Origin of the sequence: Neobacillus sedimentimangrovi, assembly GCF_010614825.1 — a bacterium.
GTDB classification, from domain to species: Bacteria; Bacillota; Bacilli; order Bacillales; family Cytobacillaceae; genus Neobacillus; species Neobacillus thermocopriae.
The window spans coordinates 1-20,529 of record NZ_JAAFZF010000001.1 but is presented as its reverse complement, the minus strand read 5'-3'; the positions used below and the strand labels follow the sequence as shown (position 1 = coordinate 20,529).

Below are 20,529 nucleotides of genomic sequence, written 5' to 3'. Positions count from 1 at the left end.
GAATGGAAACCATACCAACTCATAAGAAGTTCATCATCATTCATGAAATGGCTGGTAACCATATTTCTATTCAAGAATTATGTAAGATTGCAGGCGTATCTCGAAGTGGATATTACAATTGGGTAAAACGGCAGAAACACCCTTCTCAAAAGCAATTAGAAGACGAGCAGTTAAAGAAAAAAATCGAGGAGTGCCATAAAAAACGGAAAGGAATCTACGGGTATCGGAGAGTCAAAGTCTGGCTTAAGAGAAAATACAAACTGAATATCAACCATAAACGCGTACAAAGGTTGATGAAAGAGATGGGAATTCGTGCGGTGATTCGGAAGAAACGGCCTTATTATGGGAAGAAAGAGCCTTATGTCATTTCGGACAATCATCTAAACAGGGAATTTCACGCGTCAAAACCAAACGAGAAGTGGGTGACAGATATTACATATTTGATTTTTAATGGGCAAAAGCTTTATTTGTCTGCCATTAAGGACCTATACAATAATGAAATTGTTGTCTACCATATTAGCCCAAGAAATGACATCAAACTGGTGCTTGATACGCTAAAAAAGACCATAAAAAAACGGAATGTAAATGGACTCCTCCTGCATAGTGATCAAGGATTCCAGTATACATCCCGTCAATACAACAACTTACTTAAAAGATACAATATAAAAGCTAGTATGTCCAGAAAAGGAAACTGTTTTGACAATACCAGCATGGAGAACTTCTTCAGCCATTTCAAGGCAGAGTGTTTTAATCTGCACTCTTTTCGCAAAGCCAAAGAGGTCAAGGGATGCCATACACAAATACATTCGTTTTTATAACCACCAACGTTTCCAAAAGAAATTAAATAACCTGAGTCCTTATGAATATAGGACTCAGGCTGCTTAAGTGTGCTTTTTTATTCCTGTCTACTTGACAGGGGTCACTTCACCGTTGGGGATGTTTTTTTCAATGTTTCTACTTTAAGACACTAGAAGGTTTCTGGACACGAACAATCATTCCGCTGATCAAAATCGCAATGATTGCCGGAAGTAACCAACCAAGGCCTTCATTATATAGTGGTAATGTACGTTCATAAATAGATATGATCGAAGCAAGCCACCCAAACGGTTCGATTTCCAGCAACTGGCATAAAGTTTTAAAGCCATCAATAATACTGATCATAAATGTTACTACTGTTGCAGTCACATAAACGATTGGTGAATGGTTATAAAATTTCGATAAAAAGGTTAGCATGATCAAGACAATTGCCAACGGGTATAGGAACATTAATACCGGTATAGAAAAGTTAATAATGTTAGAAAGTCCAAAGTTCGCAATGATGAAAGAAACAAAAGAAAAAATAAGTACCCATATTTTATAGCTTACTTTTGGAACTAATGCATGAAAATATTCAGCACAAGCTGTAATTAACCCAATACTGGTTGTTAGACACGCTAAAAAAATAATGATTGACAACATTACACTGCCTGCCGAACCAAAATAATGTGAAGCAGTTTTCCCCAAAACAAGTCCACCTGTTTCCAGAATCCCAAACTTTTCGGTACTGGTTGCTCCTAAATAAGCAACACCTAAATAAATAATCCCTAAAAAGAGAACAGCAACAATTCCAGATTTAGCTGAGGCAGTAAGAATACCGCGAGTGGACGAAACTCCCATCGAACGAATCGCATTAATGACAATGATACCAAATACAAGGGAAGCTAGCGCGTCCATCGTATTATAACCTTCCATAAACCCTTTAATAAAGGCCCCATCCGCATATGCTTCTTGTGGAGCTTCAATAGAACCCATTGGATTTATTAAAACCATCAATAATAATACAAATATAAGGATAATAATGAGAGGTGACAAGATTTTTCCAACATTGTCCACAATTTTTGCCGGGTTTAAGGAGAACCAAATGGTAACTAAGAAAAATACCAACGAGAAAATCAGTAATCCTGTTTGCCCTGCTCCTTCCCCTAAAAACGGTGCAATCCCGATATCATAAGAGACGGCGCCTGTTCTAGGTGCAGCAAAAAACGGTCCAATCGTTAAGTAAAGAAGCGAAGTAAAAGTCAACCCATAAATCGGATGAACTCTACCAGCAAGTTCTTGTAAATTTTTACTTCCTGATATCCCCATTGCTAAGATCCCCAGTAATGGCAATCCAATTCCAGTTGTCAAAAATCCCGTTACTGCTTCCCATACTTTTGTTCCAGATTGTTGGCCAAGTGTAGCAGGAAAAATCAAGTTTCCAGCTCCAAAAAACAATGCAAATAACATGACACCAACCACAAAATATTTGGAAAATGATAATTTATTATCCATTTATTAAACCCCTTGTTTTTTTAATATTTGTCGAATTTTGTCTAGTCACCCTAATCACAGTTACCAATTTTACTATGCTTACTTTTAAAACGCAATACATTTCAGTGATTATTTTGACAATTTCTAAATTACTAAAAAGATTGTGAATATACCTTAAAAATATTTATATTTATTCATTCTTTAATCTCGCTTGTTTTCATTTTGTTAATGAATTGAAATAATAAGACAGCCATGAAAATACCGTTTTCCCCAGTCTATTTCATGATTAATTCAATAAAATGAACTATCACTTTTTTCATCTATCATCTTATTTAATCTCATTCTAATTAATAAATATACATCTCTAAGAGAATCAAAAAATTTGACAATTTTGTGAACAAAATTAAAATAGAAAAAAAGGGGGAATGGTAAATATGAATTCAAACACAAAAGTTCTACATGCAGCAAAGTTTGTTGGAGGTTCTTTGCTACTCATTGGACTAATCATTCTTTCATACAGCATCTATGTAAGCGATTCCAACATCTTGGCCGGAGTTGGAGTCGGAACCATTGTTGGAGCCGTTTTTATTTTTCTTATGGGCATCTTCTTTGTGGCAACCGAAGAAATGCTTGAGAAATCATTTAAAGGTGTTGCCGTTATAGTAAAAAAGGAACGTCTATATCGACGCTCCTTCCGCTAAGGTTAATCAGTTATAACCCCATATCATGGTTAATAATGTACCAAAGACAGTTGCTAAAGCAATAAATACTCCATAATAGACGTTCGTGTAGATTACACCTTTATCCTTTGTTTCACCAGCATGCATAAATACGACCAATTGAACTGCTGCCTGAATAAATGCTGTTGCAAGCAAGATTGTCATTCCTGTAGAAAAAGACATATCTAAAAAGTATACAGCAAGGGCAATGACAGTTAGAAGCAGCGAGAAGACAAAACCAAATATTTGCTTCATTGGAAATAATTCTTTCATTATTACATCATTCCTTTCAGGTAGACGAAGCTGAAAATAAAGATCCAAACAACGTCTAAGAAATGCCAGTAAAGAGAGAAAATAAATGATTTATTAGCTGTTTCTGGTGTCAGCCCTCGTTTTTTCACTTGAAGAAGGATAAATAAACCCCAGAATAATCCAAAGGTTACGTGCAGTCCATGCGTTCCCAATGTGGATAGGAGGATGGCTGTAAACGCACTCGTTTGCAGCCCTGCCCCTACATGAACATAATGGATAAATTCAAAAATTTCCACACCTAAGAAAACAAGACCTAATAGGAGTGTAATCGCGAAAAAGGACATCATTGCTTTTTTCCGTCCAATCCTCATCGCATGAACCCCTAGTCCAATGGTAAAACTACTTGTTAACAAAACAATCGTTTCAATTAATACAGGTGTAATTTCAAAAATCTCTGCACCAGATGGTCCGCTTCCAATCCGGTCAACTAAAGTGAAATAGGAAGCGAACAGTGTTCCAAATAACATAATTTCTGCACCAAGAAAAATCCAGAAGCCTAAAATTTTCAATCTGTTTTCTTCGGTACTATATTCTAATGGTAGCGAGTGATCGATTTTCATTATTTTGCACCTCGCAATTTTGTTTCTGTTTCCTCAATTTCCTTGACTGAAATATATCGTCCGTGATCGATTTCCATCGAACGGTGTGCCATGCAGGCCAAAATTCCAATAGTGGCAATAATAGCTAATGGCCATAAACTAAATACTAACGCAAATCCCCAGATAAAGAAGATAGAACCCATAATAAATGGTACACCGCTATTATTCGGCATATGAATTTTTTCATAATTACCTTGGAATAAAATATGACGCTTTTTCTTCGCATCCCAAAGTGCTTCTTCTGATTTTACATGAGGCACGATGGCAAAGTTATATTCAGGAACTGGACTGTGTGTCGCCCACTCCAATGTTCTTGCATCCCATGGATCTGCACTGATGTCTCTTGATGCATAACGGATGCTGTAGTAAACGTTATAAACAATTAGGATAAAACCGATGGCGAGACCGATTGCCCCGACAAAGGAAACCATGTTTAATGGTCCAAAACCAGTAGACTCTGAATATGTGTACATACGGCGAGCTTGACCGTCCAAGCCGGTGAAGAACATTGGCATAAATGCAACCAGCGTACTGATACCAATCGTCCAAGCCGTAATCTTACCAATACGTTCATTTAACATGAAACCAAACATTTTTGGCCAGTAATACGTTAAGCCAGCCAACATAGCAAATACAACACCAGGAATAATGACCATATGGAAATGAGCTACTAGGAACATGGTGTTATGGTACTGATAATCAGCCGCTGACATACCAAGCATAACCCCGGTAACTCCTCCGATTGTAAACAACGGAATAAACAACAATGCATAAAGCATTGGAGTTGTTATTTCAATTTTTCCTTTATAGAGAGTAAACAGCCAGTTAAAAATCTTAACCCCTGTAGGAACTGCAATGGCCATCGTTGTGATGGAGAAGATACTATTTGTTAACGCTCCTTGACCCATTGTAAAGAAATGGTGAACCCAAACTAAGAAAGATAAGAGCGAAATGATAACCATGGAGGCAACCATCGATTTGTAGCCATATAGATTACGGCGTGCAAAAGTAGAGATTACCTCACTGTAAATTCCGAATGCTGGTAAAATCAAAATGTACACTTCAGGGTGACCCCAAACCCAAAATAGGTTAGCCCAAAGCATATCCATACCACCATTATTAGTGGTAAAGAAATGTGTTCCGAACAGACGGTCTAAAGTCCCCATCGCCAATGCGACAGTTAATACTGGAAAAGCAAAAACGATAATCACATTGGCAATTAAGGATGACCATGTGAACATAGGCATTTTCATTAATGTCATGCCAGGCGCTCTCATTTTTAATATCGTCGTAATAAAGTTAATTCCCGTCATTAACGTTCCGAGACCTGCAATTTGGATGGCAATCATATAATAGTTCGTCCCTACGGAAGTACTAAACTCATTGCCAGCAAGCGGGAAGTAAGATGTCCATCCGGCATCAGGAGAACCACCGACAACGAACGAAATATTAAATAACATGGCTCCAAAGAAGAATAACCAAAAGCTTAGTGCATTTAATCTTGGGAATGCCACATCACGAGCCCCAATTTGTAAAGGAACCACAAAGTTCATAAGCGCCATGATAAATGGCATCGCCATAAATAGGATCATAACCACTCCATGTGTGGTGAAAACTTCATTATAGTGCTGTGCATCTAGTAGTGTATTTTCCGGTACAGCCAGCTGGGCACGCATCATTAATGCATCAACACCGCCCCGGAATAGCATGAGTAAAGCGGAAATTAAATACATAATCCCGATTCGTTTATGATCTACTGTAGTTAACCATTCACGCCATAAATATCCCCATTTTTTAAAGTACGTTAGTCCAACGACGATGGCAATGATAGTCAGTACGATAGCCACCATCGATGCATAGATCGCTAGACTTGGATGGGGAATGGCAAAACGATCAAAGAAATCCATTGTTTATTGACTCCTTTCGGATTATTAAATAGGAAAATATCAAACTCTTACAAATTAATGATGATTGTGTTCTGATTTTAAAGTTGATTCGCTAGCTTCATTTTCTTCGTTACCCATTTTTGCACTGTGGGAACCATGGTTATGACCTCCATTTTCTCCTTCAGGAGGCGGTAAAAATCCTAAATGGGTTCCTGTAAAAGTTAATTGTCCAAGATGACCTGGTTCCAATAATTCATTAAATTTTTGTTCTGTTAAAGGTTTTGCCGTTCCTTTAACTTCTTTCACCCAATCGTCAAATTCATCTTGTGGCATAGCCTTTACATTAAATGTATTTTCCGCAAATCCTTTTCCACTGAAGTTAGCATTACGGCCCATATATTCCCCTGGTACATCAGCTGCTAAATGCAATGTAGTAACCATGTCTGCCATCGCATATTTTTGGCCGCCAAGCTGCGGAATCCAGAAGCTTGTTATTGGTCCGTGAGAATAAAGCTTAAACTCAATCGGGCGATCGGTAGGAATGTATAAATAATTCACTGTTTCAATGTTTTCTTCCGGATAACTAAAATGCCATTTCCAATTCGAAGATGTCGCATAAACGACTAAAGGTTTCTTGTTTTCGTATCCTTTCGGTGTAGATTCCACCGCATAATTTGATTTAACTGACATAAAAGAAAGGAATGCTACGATTAAAATGGGGATACCCACACAAATGGCTTCAACAACGATGTTGCCTTCAATGTGAGGTGGTTCATAATCCTTTCCTTGTTTTGATGCGCGATATTTTATAAGCATGTATGCTAAAAGCCCAAACACGACCAAGACAATAAATGACATGATGTAAATCGACATTTTGATGTCATTGGCTTGTACTTCTGCCTGTGGGCCTTTAGGATCTAAAACGAGTAATGATTCACATCCTGTAAGCACTGTGATAATAGTGAAAACTAAAGTCAATAAAGCACCAAACCGTTTCAAGTCAATACCCCTTTCTAGGTTTTTAGAAGGTAAAAACATATACACAATTTTTTGCAAGTGATATAAATCACACGCTAGCATTACTATCATATAATATTTTTTTCGAATGTACATTTAAATGTGAAATGTGTCACAAAATGTTCAAAAACAATAAGCAATAAATAAAAATCTCACCTTTTTTTATTGGCTTTTGTGAATGGATTATATTATTATAATAAATTCTATTTTTTTAAGCACACCTTTCAAATGGTATAAATTGCACAAAAAGGAAAGAGTTGTCTAATAAAGACAACTCTTTCCTTTTTTGTTTATTTTATTTTTTTGACATAATTTTTAACAAGAGCGTAATCAATTTTCAAATGGAATTTTACTATTTTGGGTTTGACAACTATAAAATATTTCAATGGAGATTCCCATTTCATATCTCTTCTATATTTAACCATCTCATTTATAGCCCAAATACTTCAGTCTACTTAGGCTATTATCTGATACAAAAATCTGGTTCCATACGTAAATTGTTAAGAAAGGAAGGGGATTTAACTATACCGGTGTATTCCATTCCTTTCTTGATAAGGAGGTGAAAAACATGTCTGAAATGGAATCCTCTCAAAATGAGTTTCAAAGTCCTTTTCATATAAAAAAACGAGAAGATTTTGATTTTGGGGAATTTATGTTTTTGAAACGTAATCGCCACGATGAAAAAAATCATACTGAATCTTCCTCTATGGAAACTGAATCCTCCTCACACGAGGAAATATCGTATGAAAAACCGCAAAAGGAAGATTTTTATTGTACGGAGTGGCAATGCAAAGATCATAAGCTCATACAAAGCTGCTGGAAAGACGGGAATATGTGGGTATTAAGGATCCGAAACAAATAGTAATGGAGATTATATTGGGAAAGGAACACGACCTTTCCCTATACTTTCTCCATCCTTTATTTCTTGTCTCACAACATAATCCTTTTCATTGATTAACCATAATCGAAATCAATCGGTCTTCAATTTTTTTCCCATTTGACTCATCAAGCAAGTTGTTTAAAAGGATGGAGAAAATTAATGTCTCTCCACTTTTCGTTGTTACATAACCAGATAAAGAGCTGACAGTGGTGAGTGTACCGGTCTTAGCTTTCACCCTTCCCTTTACATCAGCCGTTTTCATTCGATTACGAAGTGAACCGCCTACCATTTTCTCTGGCTCACCACTGACTGGAAGGGAATGAAGAAAAGAATGAAACCATTTTTCCTTCTGCACCGCAAACAGTAGTTGTGAAATTTGGTTAGCAGATATCAAAGTCACGTGTGAAACTCCAGATCCATCTCGTATCACCATATTGTTTGGCTGCAGACCAAATTTTTTTAATTCAGCATTTAACACTTCCAATCCCTTTTCCCAACTACCATCCCCATGAATGACCTTCCCCATTTCTTTCACCAATACTTCCGCATGAACATTATTACTTAATTTCATATATGGAACCATCAACTGAGATAATGGCATAGAGTGGTGGATAGCTAATTTGTTTGTGGTTTCAGGCACCTTCCCTATTTTGATCTTCCCTGTGAGTTTAATTCCTTGTTCTTCTAATGATTGTTTAAAAAGGGTCAGCGCATATCTCGTGGGGTTCCAGATTCCTACTTTTTCCTTAATGGTTTTTGATCCGACTGGAAGAGTTCCTTCAATAATAATGGAGTTTTTTGCATGTTCCCGCTCAATAGTGATATCCTTTTTCCCATTTGTACCTGTTGTAACAGCCTTGTTAATGATTTTCACGTAGTTGGTTTTCGGATTGACGACTACTCCTACTTTTTCCCCCTCTTTTTCTCCAGGCGTAACCTTGATTTCTATCGAACCTGTATCATACTCCGGAGTGGGTGCTGCAGTTAATGCTGAAATTTGTGCACCATAATAAGTTGTTTCATCACTCCATGGGAGGTCAATCGAATATCGGCTATTATCATACCAAGTATCATCTCCGACCAATTGTCCCTTAATTTTTTGTATTCCCTGTTTTAATAAGTCCTTAGCTAATTGATCAAAATCCGATTTTAACAGAGTCGGATCTCCTTTTCCTTTCAAATAAAGATTGCCTAGTAGTGTTTTCTTTTTCACTAGATCGTCTGTATGTACTTCCGTGGTAAAAGAATAATTTTCTCCTAGAACATTAAGGGCTGCGGCAGCTGTTAAAAGTTTCATGTTAGAGGCCGGACGAAGGCGAACATCCCCTTGATGCTGATAGAGGATTCGACCATCAGCCGCTGAACGAATGCTAATTCCACTAACTCCCCCTTGTAAATCAGGGGAATTATTTAATAAATCATTGATTCGTTCCTCCAAAACAGATGAATTAACTGCTAAGACATTGCTTGGATTGAAAGAGACAAAATATAAAGTAATGACAAAAATTAAAACTCTCATGAACAATCCGAAATCCAACCTTTCCTTTTCTGAGAGTTTGTCCAAAATTCCATTAAAAATTGGCCAATGAAAATTGGACAATCTTTTTTATTTTTTCAAAACAAAAATATGATCTTTCAAATAAGCCCAATTTTGCGGTGCAGGTAAAGTGATTTGCCAAAAAGTCGTACCTGACAATTGGTATATATCTATTAATCGATATTTCTCCATATAACTCCGAATATCCTCAAACCAGACAATATGCTGTTCTGTACCACGCCAATACTGGTACCAGGGAGCTTGAGCAGATAAGTCGAATTGAATGGGAGCACCGGTAGATATTGCATGATTTTGAGCCGCAAGAACGGATAATGCTTGCGTCCTATTAGTCCCTACAACTTTATCATACCCATACAGTGCCATCGCTATCTGTATTTTGTGAGTCGGAATTTGAGTGATCGAATATTGAATGACCTCTTCCATCCAAGTAATCGGTGCAATGGGGTCCGGTGGTCCACCCGGGTAACCATAATCAATGGTCATTACTGCCACTAAATCGGCAGCTCTCCCTATTCCAGCATAATCATATGCGCCAACGATACGATTCGTTGGAAGGTCTTCTGTTTTTGCGTGAACATTTACCTGTAAAATAAGGTTTCCTAATTCCCTTTTTAATTCTAGTAAAAATTGATTAAAATCATTCCGTCTTGGCGGAGGGATAAATTCAAAGTCAATACTGACTCCACCAAAGCCTCTCTGCTTTGTTAAGTTTACGATACTTACTATTAAATTTCTTCGATAGGTTGGATTTCCGAGGACCGTTCCTGCAAGTTCCGCACTAAAGTTTCCTCTTAAAAAATTACGAATCATTAATAATGGAGTAATGTTTAATTGCTTACATTGAGCAACAAGGTTAGTGTCGTCTATTTCGTTATAGGCATAGCCTTCCATAGTAAAAGAATAGGCTACCACGGCCAAATATGTCAGCTGTTCGGCTATTGTGGCTAATATCTCAGGAACAGTGCCAGGAGAAGGTACGATAAAACCAAGAGTATTGATTTGCAATTTGAGTGGCGATGGAATTTGGATGATTTGTCCGATGGTGAGGCGGTTCGGGTTGATTCCGGGGTTCGCTGTTATGATAGCTGTTGGTGAAGTGCGAAACTGCTGTGCTAATTTCCAAATTTGGTCGCCGGCTTTTATTCGATATGTTCGTATCTGCTGTGTAGAGTCAGGAAGATAAATCGCAAGACCCGGAACAAGAGGAGAAGACGGCAGACCATTTAATTGAATGATGGTATGGATGGGGATGCCGTAGTGTTTAGATATCTGCCATAAACTTTCGCCAGATTGCACCACATGAATAGCCATACAAAAATCACCCCCTTTTATACATCATATGGGGCACCGTTCGATTTATACTTAGATTCGATACATTTTCTTTTTTATCTCGCAGTTAGAATTAATCAAGTTTTATGAAAAAATTCAAATAAAAGTTTTTAAAAATAAAACCTATTTTCACGATAAAAATTCTGGAATAAATGGACCAAATATCCTAATAATACAAATATGCTTTTACAAAAAAACAAATGTTTTGCCCTTTTTCAACCCTTTTGGAGGAACCAATATGTTTTGGATCGTGTGTATTTTTATCATTACATTTCTTACCGTATTCATTAGGAAGAGAAAAAACCTCACATTTTTTGAAGGGCTGGCTATTTTTTTACTTTCCTCAACGATTAATCAAAACATTTTGAATATTGTTACAGTAAATATGAAGTTGATTCGAATTCCCAAGGAAGTTAATGAATTCTTTGAAGCGTTTGTATACCGAGCTTTTTTCATACCATTATTGGTAGTGTTATTTATAGATTTATACATTCATTCTAAAACGATGATGGGTAAATTTTTTGTCATTGTCTTTTGGATTCTATTAATAACAGGTTTGGAATATGTTGTGGAACATTTTAGGATGATCTATTTCATTCGCTGGCATATATGGTATTCCTTAATGGAATGGTCGTTTGTCATCATTGCTTCCCTCTTATGCCATCGTTTTCTAAATTACTTACATACGAAGGGAAGTAGATAAAATGCCCTATTTCACCTTAGTGAATTTCGACGAGAATGAATGGTGGGTAATTGCGGGTTTTTGTCTTTTATTATCGTTATTCCTTATTGTGCCGAGACATTTCCCGCCAGTTTTAACTTTTTTACTGTTGCTCTTTAATGCACATTTAGCCATTATGATTGATTTTATTCTAGCATCTAATTTCCCATTTAACTTCTATGATGCACTGGATAATGAAAAATACGAATTTTTCGATATTATTATGGATATGTTCAATTATACTCTAATAGGCTACTTTTTTATGTACTGTTATGATAAATGGAAACTCCGCGGGTTTTTATGGGTTTTGCATTTTTTTGCTTGGATTGGATTATCTCTGCTCCTAGAATGGATTTCCCATCAACTCCATGTTTATCATTATCATAACTGGCATCTAGGCTACTCTGCCGTAGCGTATTTCTTTATTTTTATTATCTATATTATTTATTTAAAAATCGGCAAACTGGCTTATAAGCATTTTAAAGAAACGAAACCCATGAACGAATAAACCTTGGTTCATGAACATGACCAAGGTTTATCTTTTAATATTCATAACGATCCTCATCCCAATATCTTTTATTTCTATGTTTATAACAGGTGTCACAGGTTGGAAATGAGTAATTCCATGGGAGTTTTTTGCTACAGTTTTTACATTTTTTCATGAATTTCTTTATATCCGATTTTAACCGTTCTTGTACTTTGTCACTAATTTCCTCTCGCAATCGTTCCCAGTACAATGCTTCTGTTCGATGACCCAATCTATATAAAAATAACAAGTGAAGCCCAATCGCTTTGTAACTTAACTCCAGCTCCTCTAAGGTCCTCTCCTTTATCGGTGGCTCAGGGAGATCCCTTCCATGGATAATCGCATACATCGTCTCCTCCCATTGCCTTGTTAATGCTGGTTCATTTTTGGAGAAGGGTAGGTGTAGAAAGCCATATAAGTCTGTCAGCGAAAGACGTGCTTCGATTTCAGTACCAGCTATTTTTTCATAAAGTGAACGTTCTTCTGTTAGGGAGGCTTTTTTTGTTCCCTTTGGACTTTTAAATTTTTCCCATAGTTCAAAAAAAGTCCCTAAGTCGTGGTAGTAACGTTGAAATCTTTCTAATACAGAGTTTGTTGGTGCAATGGCAAATGTTTGGATAGGCTGATCCTCTTGGAACAATAAATTTTTCATTTTCTTTATGTTGCTTGTAAAAGCGACCTTTCCAACATTGTATATTCCTTTGCGCCCGGCCCGTCCTGCAATTTGCTTCACTTCTTGAGAAGTAAGAAGCCGCCTTCTCGTACCATCAAACTTCTCATTTTCTAAAAACACAATCCGACGGATAGGTAGATTTAATCCCATTCCAATTGCATCAGTTGCGACGATCACTTTCGTTTTTGCTTCGTAAAATTGCTGAATTTGCTTTTTCCTTGTTTCAGGAGGCATACTCCCATAAATCATACTGACAGTATGGCCATCATTTTGTAACCTTGATGCCAGCTCAAGAACTCTCCTTCTTGAAAAACAAATAAGGGCATCGCCTCTTTTCACATTTTTTATATGAAATTCTTTTTTCTCGACCTTTAATGGTGTATCCCGAGTATATTCCTTTATTTCAATGATCGAATTACCAAGCAGTTCTATCATCATTTCTTTTGAATTACGGCTCCCAATGATATGGACTTCATTTGCATTGGCTTTGGTAATAGCCTTATACCAAGAAAACCCTCTATCTTTATCTGTAATCATCTGAGCTTCATCAATGACCACTACCTCATAAAATTCCTTTTCATGAAACATCTCAACTGTACAAGAAATATGGTTAGCCCCTGGAATGATTTTTTCTTCTTCCCCTGTTTTCAAGGAACAAGGTGTCCCCTCTGCATTCAATTTATCATATACCTCAAGGGCAAGTAGTCTAAGTGGTGCCAAATACAATCCACTGGAAGCTTTCTTCATTTTTTCCAATGCATGAAAGGTCTTGCCCGTATTCGTTTCCCCGATATGAAGGACATAACGAACCTGCCGCTTTAGGGATGGATCATATTCCATTCCGAAAATATCTTTCATGATCCGTTCCTCTTCTGCCTTTTGCCTTTCTAATTCTGCCAATTCTTCAGCCTGTTTTCTTTCCCGATCTTTTATGTCACGGTCGAAAATCTCATCATGTACAGACAAATGAAATGGAATCTCCGAAAGTTTTAATAGATCGGAAACGTATTCCTCCTGGATATCCTCAAATATAAAACCAACCACATCATAAATAAGAGTTTTTAGGCTATCCTTTACAAAAGGAACAGTTAATTCCTTATGAAATTTTTTAAAATATTCCCCTTTTAACTCTATAGGCAAAAGTTCCAGTATTTTTTGAGGAATTAGCTCTGAAAGATAATCATAGATTAATCCTTCATACACATAATAATACGTTTCATATTCAAAATAGGTACGACCCCACTCATGAGGTGGTTTATGTATATCACCGGTCAACTCTTCAAAAAAATCCGCCATTGTCTTGTATTCAGATGGTTGAAAAACACCCTGAGAAACTAGCTTTTCTTCTAGAGCCGCAGGATCTAAGGTTTGATATTTTGTATTTTTCTTAAAGTCCGCAGCTAATTGTTTTGCGACAAATTGGCGGACATATAAATAAAAATTCCTGTACCGCATTTCTAAGATCTTGGCAGCTATTTCTTCCATTTCTTTACGAAAATCTGCCAATTCACTTTCTAAACGTTTTTGCTCTTCACGTTTGATAAACTGTTCTTTCGCTTGCAGATATCGGGATTCCCATTGTCCTTTTTGACTTCCAAAGGCTTGGTTTACCCACTCTAACACATCAAAGGGCTGATAGGTTCTCATTTCATCCCGAAACAGCTTATTAATCAGCTTTCGGTCAACTCCGTCTACGTCATAATCTCTCTCGATTAAAAATTGCTTTTTTTCCTTTTTAGACACATCATTGGTCGATTTATTTAACCAAACGTTTATCCAAATTTGCTCAAGGTACTGCTTACGATCTTCGAGATATTGTTCAAATGACGGCAGTGTTTCTTTCGTTTCCAAATAACGGTCAATATCCTGATATACTTTCATTTTTGTATGTTCTACTGCTTGAGGATAAATCGCAGTCAGTTTGCTCATAAGATCGCCTCATAGTATGATATTTTTTTATAAAAATAATTTTTTGTTATGTATATGGTTCCATTAAGAATTAAATAAAGTAAAAAAAACCGAGCATGACTTAAAAGCAGCTCGGTCATGCAATAGCTAATTCTCATAATTGGATCGCCAAAATGGGTAAAAATCGCCCCTAATGCTTGCAGGATCAAAGGTGGAGTATTTTTTGTTGAAAAGATGAAAAAAGTCAAATAATCATCACTTCATTTAAAACTCACCCTTGGGAATTTCTTTACTATTGCATTATTATACCATTCATACGAATACCAAACGACTGTTCCTTATATCTCATTTTGCTTGCAATAATGATTCACAAGTTCTTCTATTTGATCGTGGTCCGGAAAATTACCTGAGAAATCAAAGTGTATATCTTCAATAAATTGATCTCCATTATAGACATGTATGGCTCCCTTTTTCTGAATACCACTATACTCAGGTACAAATCGGTACCCGTTGTATTGAATAGCCCCCATTTTTATTCCCCTTCTTACCATTATTTTTTCATAGTATGAGCAAAAAATAGGTGGCTATGCTATTGAAGGGACAGGTCCGAAAAGGCCCTGTCCCTCTAAATTTATGCTGTGGTAATCACTTCTTTATTATTTACCTCATGACGAATGGTTGCTTGTGCAGCAGCCAATCTAGCAAGTGGTACCCGGTATGGTGAACAGCTAACATAATCCAAACCAATGCGGTAGAAGAAATCAATTGAATTCTTTTCACCACCGTGTTCACCGCAAATGCCAGTCTTTAACGAAGCCTTTGTTGTGCGGCCAAGTTTCACACCTGTTTCTACAAGTTTTCCTACACCATCTTGATCCAATACAGCGAATGGATTTTCTGGTAGAACTTTGTTATCGATATAGGCTTGCAAGAATTTTCCTTCTGCATCATCACGGCTGTAGCCAAAAGTGGTTTGTGTTAAGTCATTCGTACCAAAGGAGAAGAAATCTGCTTCCTCCGCAATTTGATCAGCCGTCAATGCAGCGCGTGGAACTTCAATCATTGTCCCAATCGTATATTCAATTACCTTACCTGTTTCTTCTTGAATACGGATGGCCGTATCCACGACTAACTGTCTCATTTGCTTTAATTCATTTACATGTCCGACTAGTGGAATCATGATTTCAGGCTTTACTTTCATACCTTTTTCAGCTAATTTTGCAGCGGCATAGAAAATAGCTTTCACTTGCATTTCATAAATTTCTGGATAAATCATACCAAGACGGCAGCCACGATGGCCAAGCATTGGATTAAATTCGTCCAGTTGACGAACTTTTTTCAACAATTGCTCTTTCATTTTTAATTCATCTGATTGAGGATCTGTCATTTGTAACTTTGTTACTTCAACTAATAACTCCTCCTTGTTTGGCAAGAACTCATGAAGTGGAGGATCAAGCAGTCGAATAGTAACCGGATGACCTTGCATCGCTTCAAAAATCCCTTCAAAATCACCCTGCTGCATCGGCAATAGCTGTTCTAAGGCTTCCATTCTCTCACTATAGGATTCAGCTAAAATCATTTTTTGAACGATTGGAATCCGTTTCAAATCCATAAACATATGTTCAGTTCGACATAAGCCAATTCCACTTGCCCCAAATTCAAATGCTTTTTTTGCATCTTCTGGAGTGTCAGCATTGGCACGGACTCCTATTTTTCTTACCTCATCTGCCCATGAAAGCAGAAGCTGGAATTCCTCTGATAACTCTGGGTCAATCATCGGAATTTCACCAAGCATAATTTCACCGGTTGACCCATCTACCGTAATCACATCTCCATATTTTACAATTGTATCACCAACGGTAAATTGTTTCTTTTTCATGTCAATCTTGATCGCTTCACAACCACATATACAAGCTTTCCCCATTCCGCGAGCAACTACAGCAGCATGGCTTGTCATTCCCCCGCGGCTGGTTAATATCGCTTGTGCAGCTACCATCCCATGAATATCATCCGGAGTGGTCTCTGGGCTAACAAGGATTACTTTTTTACCTTCATTGCCAAGTTGTTCAGCCTCATCGGCATTAAATACAACCATACCTGTGGCTGCTCCAGGTGATGCCGGCAAACCTTTTGCAAGTACTTTTCTATCAACGGTATCATCAATTCGGCGATGAAGAAGCTGATTTAATTGATCAGAATCCACACGCATGAGTGCAGTTTTTTTGTCGATAATACCTTCCTTTACCATTTCAACCGCAATACGAATGGCTGCCTGGGCGGTACGCTTACCATTACGTGTTTGCAGGATGAAAAGCTTGCCACGCTCAACGGTAAACTCAATATCCTGCATATCTTTATAATGTTGCTCAAGAAGTTGGCATGTCTCTTCAAATTGTTGATAAACACTAGGCATTTCTTCCTTTAATGTTGCAATTGGCTGAGGAGTACGGATCCCTGCCACCACATCTTCCCCTTGTGCATTCATCAAGTATTCACCGTATAATACACATTCACCCGTCGAAGGATTCCTAGTAAAGGCTACACCAGTACCAGAATCATCGCCCATATTGCCAAATACCATACTTTGCACATTAACCGCTGTTCCCAAGTGATCAGGAATCTTATTCAAACGGCGGTAAACAATCGCGCGTTGGTTATTCCATGATTTAAACACAGCATGAATGGCCAAGAATAGCTGCTCTTTTGGATCCTGTGGAAATTCCATTTTCTTTTGTTGTTTCACAATTTCCTTATATCCTTTAATAACCTCCTGCCAATCTTCAGCTGTCATTTCTGGGTCTGAGGTATATCCTTTTTGTTCACGCTTTTCTTCTAAAAATTGTTCAAAGAAATAAGAATCAATTTCTAGAACAACATTACTAAACATTTGAATGAAACGGCGATAGGAATCATAGGCAAAACGAGGATTATTTGTTAATTTCGCCAAACCAATAACCGTCTCATCATTCATACCTAAATTCAAGATCGTGTCCATCATTCCTGGCATGGAGTATACAGAACCAGAACGAACTGAGACAAGTAGCGGATTATTGGGATCACCAAGTTTTTTACCCATTTTTTCTTCTAAAAGGCTGAGTGCTTCAAGAATCTGCTTTTCTACTTCTGTTGGAATGATTTTGCCAGATTTATAGAAAGCATTGCAAGCTTGTGTAGTAATGGTAAAACCATAAGGCACTGGCAGGCCAATTCTAGTCATCTCTGCCAGGTTTGCTCCTTTTCCTCCAAGAGTCTCTTTCATGTTTCCATTTCCTTCATGAAACAAATAAACAAACTTTTCCATTTTATATATTCCTCTCCTTTTTCAACATATCCAAAATGATTCCAGCTGTTTCCTCCACTGCTTTATTAGAAACATCAATGACAGGACATCCAACACGCTTCATTATTTTTTCTGCGTAATCTAGTTCATCTAATATTCTTTGAAAACTAGCATAATTTGATTGTGACACCAGTCCTAACGCCTTTAGCCGCTCTTTTCGAATTTCATTTAACTTGTCTGGTGATATAATTAGCCCAATACAATTTTTTCTTGGGATATGAAATAATTCATCTGGTGGCGGCACTTCCGGAACGAGGGGAACATTGGCTACTTTAAACCTTTTATGAGCTAAATACATCGACAACGGCGTTTTTGAGGTGCGGGAAACACCTATTAAAACAATGTCAGCTTTTGTTATTCCTCGCGGATCTCGACCATCATCGTATTTTACTGCAAATTCGATGGCTTCAATTTTACGAAAATATTCTTCATCTAATTTTCTCATTAACCCTGGACGATGATGTGGTTCCTTATTAAATGCCGTTTTAAATGCAGTCATAAGCGGATTGAGTAAATCGACCGCAACAATTCCCTCTTCTTTTGCCCTATTATCCAAGTACTCTTTTAAAGAGGATATAACTATGGTGTAAGCAATAATAGATTCATATTTTTTAGCTAAAGATATGATTTCTTCTATATCCTCGATATTTTCAACATATGAATTTCTTCGAATTTCTGTCTGTCCGCCGTTAAACTGTGTTGCAACAGCTTTCACAACCAGTTCTGCGGTCTCTCCAACTGAATCTGAAACAACATAAACAACTTGCTTATGTACCAAAATGAAAGCAACTCCCCTTCGTTCATTGGTCTTCCTTAAATTTCTGTTCCTCTAAATAATCCATTCTATTTTACTAATTGAAGTAACATTACCATTAGGTTTGAAGAACAACCACCCCAAATAATTATGTTACATATCATTAAATGTGTTATACTATTTATATATAGTATATAACATTTAAACGAAATGTGAAATAGTCATTTATACATTTTTAAGAATTGGCTATTTTTTACAATCTATTTAGCCAAAAAAAATCTCGTTTGTTTTAACGAGATTTTTTATATTTTAATTTGGACTAGAAAGGTGTTCGTGATGAACTTCATTCCTCTCTTTCATATTATTAAATTGCTAGAACGCATTTAAATACAAAAAAAACCGAGCTTACAATAAGCTCGGTAATCATCTATAGTGGGCCTAAATGGACTTGAACCATCGACCTCACGCTTATCAGGCGTGCGCTCTAACCAGCTGAGCTATAGGCCCATTATGGAGCGGGTGATGGGAATCGAACCCACAACAACAGCTTGGAAGGCTGTGGTTTTACCACTAAACTACACCCGCATTATATTACAGGGGTAGTAGGAATCGAACCCACATCAAAGGTTTTGGAGACCTCCGTTTTACCATTAAACTATACCCCTTTATTCATGGTGGAGGGGGACGGATTCGAACCGCCGAACCCTGAGGGAGCGGATTTACAGTCCGCCGCGTTTAGCCACTTCGCTACCCCTCCTGATATGTATGAAAAATAAATATATGGCGGAGGAAGAGGGATTCGAACCCCCGCGCGGCTTTCACCGCCTCTCGGTTTTCAAGACCGACCCCTTCAGCCATACTTGGGTATTCCTCCATAAAAAAAGTAACTTGGTAGCGGCGGAGGGAATCGAACCCCCGACCTTACGGGTATGAACCGTACGCTCTAGCCAGCTGAGCTACACCGCCAAAATTAATCGTGTTAAATTGGTGGAGCCTAGCGGGATCGAACCGCTGACCTCCTGCGTGCAAAGCAGGCGCTCTCCCAGCTGAGCTAAGGCCCCATTATTTCATGGTCGGGAAGACAGGATTCGAACCTGCGACCCCTTGGTCCCAAACCAAGTGCTCTACCAAGCTGAGCTACTTCCCGTTCAAAATATGGTGCCGAGGACCGGAATCGAACCGGTACGGTAGTCACCTACCGCAGGATTTTAAGTCCTGTGCGTCTGCCAGTTCCGCCACCCCGGCAAGATTGGAGCGGAAGACGGGATTCGAACCCGCGACCCCCACCTTGGCAAGGTGGTGTTCTACCCCTGAACTACTTCCGCAATATAAATGGTGCGGGTGAAGGGAGTCGAACCCCCACGCCTTGCGGCGCCAGATCCTAAGTCTGGTGCGTCTGCCAATTCCGCCACACCCGCGTTAAAACAGTGCCGGCTAGAGGACTTGAACCCCCAACCTACTGATTACAAGTCAGTTGCTCTACCAATTGAGCTAAGCCGGCATGAATATAGGTTTAAAAAATTTGTTTACTATTCGCACTTTGTTTCCGTCATCCCGACCTCAGTAAGTTATTACAAGTAGCAGCTCGGTCGGTATGCTGTAGTCTATTCAAGATGTTTTTTCGGGCGTGCTCTACCAATTGAGCTAAGCCGGCAGGATTAAAAGGTTTATAAATCTTATTAAGAAGGCCCGGCAGCGTCCTACTCTCACAAGGGCTTTCGCCCCAACTACCATCGGCGCTGAGAAGCTTAACTTCCGTGTTCGGTATGGGAACGGGTGTGACCTTCTCGCCATTGCCACCGGACCTATTCAATTAAGGTTCATTCCCTCAAAACTAGATAATGCAGAAGAAGTAGGGAAGAACGAGTTCGCCAAAAGCGAATGCCATCACTTTTTCAATTGGTTAAGTCCTCGATCGATTAGTATCAGTCAGCTCCACACGTCACCGTGCTTCCACCTCTGACCTATCAACCTGATCATCTTTCAGGGATCTTACTAGCTTAACGCTATGGGAAATC

17 protein-coding genes, 12 tRNA genes and 2 rRNA genes are annotated in these 20,529 nt (G+C 38.1%); 6 read left to right on the top strand and 25 right to left on the bottom strand.

The genetic code is table 11. From position 1 onward, the window contains the following. The first annotated feature begins 2 nt into the window (after positions 1–2). A complete protein-coding gene (locus GZA11_RS00155; protein WP_163182466.1) occupies positions 3–818 on the top strand; it encodes an IS3 family transposase in 816 nt (271 codons plus the stop codon). Next, positions 793–885, top strand: coding sequence for an IS3 family transposase (locus GZA11_RS16990; protein ID WP_407938518.1), 93 nt, complete (start codon positions 793–795; stop codon positions 883–885). The genes GZA11_RS00155 and GZA11_RS16990 overlap by 26 nt, the downstream gene beginning before the upstream one ends. Positions 886–954: 69 nt before the next feature. Here the strand turns inward: GZA11_RS16990 and brnQ are convergent, their stop codons facing one another. Continuing rightward, entirely contained in the window at positions 955–2,310 is a 1,356-nt protein-coding gene (gene brnQ / locus GZA11_RS00145; protein ID WP_163182464.1) for a branched-chain amino acid transport system II carrier protein, read from the bottom strand. A gap of 413 nt (positions 2,311–2,723) precedes the next feature. On the opposite strand from brnQ, the gene GZA11_RS00140 reads away from it, so the two are divergent. Next, the gene (locus tag GZA11_RS00140) at positions 2,724–2,990 is read left to right on the top strand and encodes a hypothetical protein (protein WP_038535447.1); all 267 of its coding nucleotides are present in this window, start codon (positions 2,724–2,726) and stop codon (positions 2,988–2,990) included. 6 nt (positions 2,991–2,996) lie between these two features. Here GZA11_RS00140 and qoxD read toward each other — a convergent pair whose 3' ends face one another. The 4 genes from qoxD to qoxA are packed head-to-tail and all read right to left on the bottom strand — an operon-like array spanning position 2,997 to position 6,804. Next, complete coding sequence (gene qoxD, locus GZA11_RS00135) at positions 2,997–3,281, bottom strand: cytochrome aa3 quinol oxidase subunit IV (protein WP_038535448.1); 285 nt, start codon at positions 3,279–3,281, stop codon at positions 2,997–2,999. Positions 3,282–3,283: 2 nt separating this feature from the next. After that, positions 3,284–3,880: a cytochrome aa3 quinol oxidase subunit III gene (gene qoxC, locus GZA11_RS00130; protein WP_038535450.1), complete on the bottom strand. Its 597-nt coding sequence runs from the start codon at positions 3,878–3,880 to the stop codon at positions 3,284–3,286. Beyond that, on the bottom strand, positions 3,880–5,826 hold the full coding sequence (gene qoxB / locus GZA11_RS00125; protein WP_163182463.1) for a cytochrome aa3 quinol oxidase subunit I: 1,947 nt from the start codon (positions 5,824–5,826) through the stop codon (positions 3,880–3,882). Before qoxB ends, qoxC begins: the two co-directional genes overlap by 1 nt. A 54-nt stretch (positions 5,827–5,880) precedes the next feature. Further along, positions 5,881–6,804 (bottom strand): cytochrome aa3 quinol oxidase subunit II, encoded by a 924-nt coding sequence (qoxA, locus tag GZA11_RS00120; protein WP_038535454.1) that lies wholly within the window; start codon positions 6,802–6,804, stop codon positions 5,881–5,883. Positions 6,805–7,390: 586 nt separating this feature from the next. Between qoxA and GZA11_RS00115 the strand changes: the two genes are divergently transcribed. Continuing rightward, a complete protein-coding gene (locus tag GZA11_RS00115) occupies positions 7,391–7,684 on the top strand; it encodes a hypothetical protein (RefSeq protein ID WP_163182462.1) in 294 nt (97 codons plus the stop codon). 85 nt (positions 7,685–7,769) lie between these two features. Here the strand turns inward: GZA11_RS00115 and dacB are convergent, their stop codons facing one another. Both dacB and GZA11_RS00105 read right to left on the bottom strand, forming a co-directional pair. Next, a complete protein-coding gene (gene dacB, locus GZA11_RS00110) occupies positions 7,770–9,221 on the bottom strand; it encodes a D-alanyl-D-alanine carboxypeptidase/D-alanyl-D-alanine endopeptidase (protein WP_163182461.1) in 1,452 nt (483 codons plus the stop codon). Positions 9,222–9,308: 87 nt separating this feature from the next. Further along, complete coding sequence (locus GZA11_RS00105) at positions 9,309–10,571, bottom strand: LysM peptidoglycan-binding domain-containing protein (RefSeq protein WP_163182460.1); 1,263 nt, start codon at positions 10,569–10,571, stop codon at positions 9,309–9,311. Positions 10,572–10,827: 256 nt separating this feature from the next. On the opposite strand from GZA11_RS00105, the gene GZA11_RS00100 reads away from it, so the two are divergent. Both GZA11_RS00100 and GZA11_RS00095 read left to right on the top strand, forming a co-directional pair. Then, positions 10,828–11,292, top strand: a complete 465-nt coding sequence (locus tag GZA11_RS00100; RefSeq protein ID WP_163182459.1) for a CBO0543 family protein — start codon at positions 10,828–10,830, stop codon at positions 11,290–11,292. 1 nt (position 11,293) lies between these two features. Then, a complete protein-coding gene (locus GZA11_RS00095) occupies positions 11,294–11,818 on the top strand; it encodes a hypothetical protein (RefSeq protein WP_163182458.1) in 525 nt (174 codons plus the stop codon). 34 nt (positions 11,819–11,852) lie between these two features. On the opposite strand, the gene GZA11_RS00090 is transcribed toward GZA11_RS00095, so the two are convergent. From GZA11_RS00090 to GZA11_RS00005, 18 genes are all read right to left on the bottom strand, one after another. Then, a complete protein-coding gene (locus GZA11_RS00090; RefSeq protein ID WP_163182457.1) occupies positions 11,853–14,438 on the bottom strand; it encodes a DEAD/DEAH box helicase in 2,586 nt (861 codons plus the stop codon). A gap of 317 nt (positions 14,439–14,755) precedes the next feature. Beyond that, positions 14,756–14,947 (bottom strand): YbxH family protein, encoded by a 192-nt coding sequence (locus tag GZA11_RS00085; RefSeq protein ID WP_038535466.1) that lies wholly within the window; start codon positions 14,945–14,947, stop codon positions 14,756–14,758. Positions 14,948–15,048: 101 nt separating this feature from the next. Next, positions 15,049–17,718, bottom strand: a complete 2,670-nt coding sequence (gene ppdK / locus GZA11_RS00080; protein ID WP_163182456.1) for a pyruvate, phosphate dikinase — start codon at positions 17,716–17,718, stop codon at positions 15,049–15,051. Between the two features lies 1 nt (position 17,719). Beyond that, the gene (locus GZA11_RS00075; RefSeq protein WP_038535468.1) at positions 17,720–18,535 is read right to left on the bottom strand and encodes a pyruvate, water dikinase regulatory protein; all 816 of its coding nucleotides are present in this window, start codon (positions 18,533–18,535) and stop codon (positions 17,720–17,722) included. Positions 18,536–18,944: 409 nt separating this feature from the next. After that, positions 18,945–19,018 (bottom strand) — tRNA-Ile (locus tag GZA11_RS00070). Positions 19,019–19,022: 4 nt separating this feature from the next. Next, positions 19,023–19,096: transfer RNA gene (locus GZA11_RS00065), tRNA-Gly, on the bottom strand. A 9-nt stretch (positions 19,097–19,105) separates the two neighbouring features. Then, positions 19,106–19,176: transfer RNA gene (locus GZA11_RS00060), tRNA-Trp, on the bottom strand. 7 nt (positions 19,177–19,183) lie between these two features. Beyond that, positions 19,184–19,268 (bottom strand) — tRNA-Tyr (locus tag GZA11_RS00055). 24 nt (positions 19,269–19,292) lie between these two features. Next, positions 19,293–19,385: transfer RNA gene (locus tag GZA11_RS00050), tRNA-Ser, on the bottom strand. Between the two features lie 15 nt (positions 19,386–19,400). Beyond that, positions 19,401–19,477: transfer RNA gene (locus GZA11_RS00045), tRNA-Met, on the bottom strand. Between the two features lie 19 nt (positions 19,478–19,496). Then, positions 19,497–19,572 (bottom strand) — tRNA-Ala (locus tag GZA11_RS00040). A 9-nt stretch (positions 19,573–19,581) separates the two neighbouring features. Next, positions 19,582–19,658: transfer RNA gene (locus tag GZA11_RS00035), tRNA-Pro, on the bottom strand. A 9-nt stretch (positions 19,659–19,667) separates the two neighbouring features. Continuing rightward, positions 19,668–19,756, bottom strand: a tRNA-Leu gene (locus GZA11_RS00030). 5 nt (positions 19,757–19,761) lie between these two features. Then, positions 19,762–19,836, bottom strand: a tRNA-Gly gene (locus GZA11_RS00025). Between the two features lie 8 nt (positions 19,837–19,844). Further along, positions 19,845–19,929 (bottom strand) — tRNA-Leu (locus GZA11_RS00020). A gap of 10 nt (positions 19,930–19,939) precedes the next feature. After that, positions 19,940–20,012: transfer RNA gene (locus tag GZA11_RS00015), tRNA-Thr, on the bottom strand. 186 nt (positions 20,013–20,198) lie between these two features. Further along, positions 20,199–20,315, bottom strand: a 5S ribosomal RNA gene (rrf, locus tag GZA11_RS00010). A 95-nt stretch (positions 20,316–20,410) separates the two neighbouring features. Further along, a 23S ribosomal RNA gene (locus tag GZA11_RS00005) occupies positions 20,411–20,529 on the bottom strand; the annotation flags it as partial.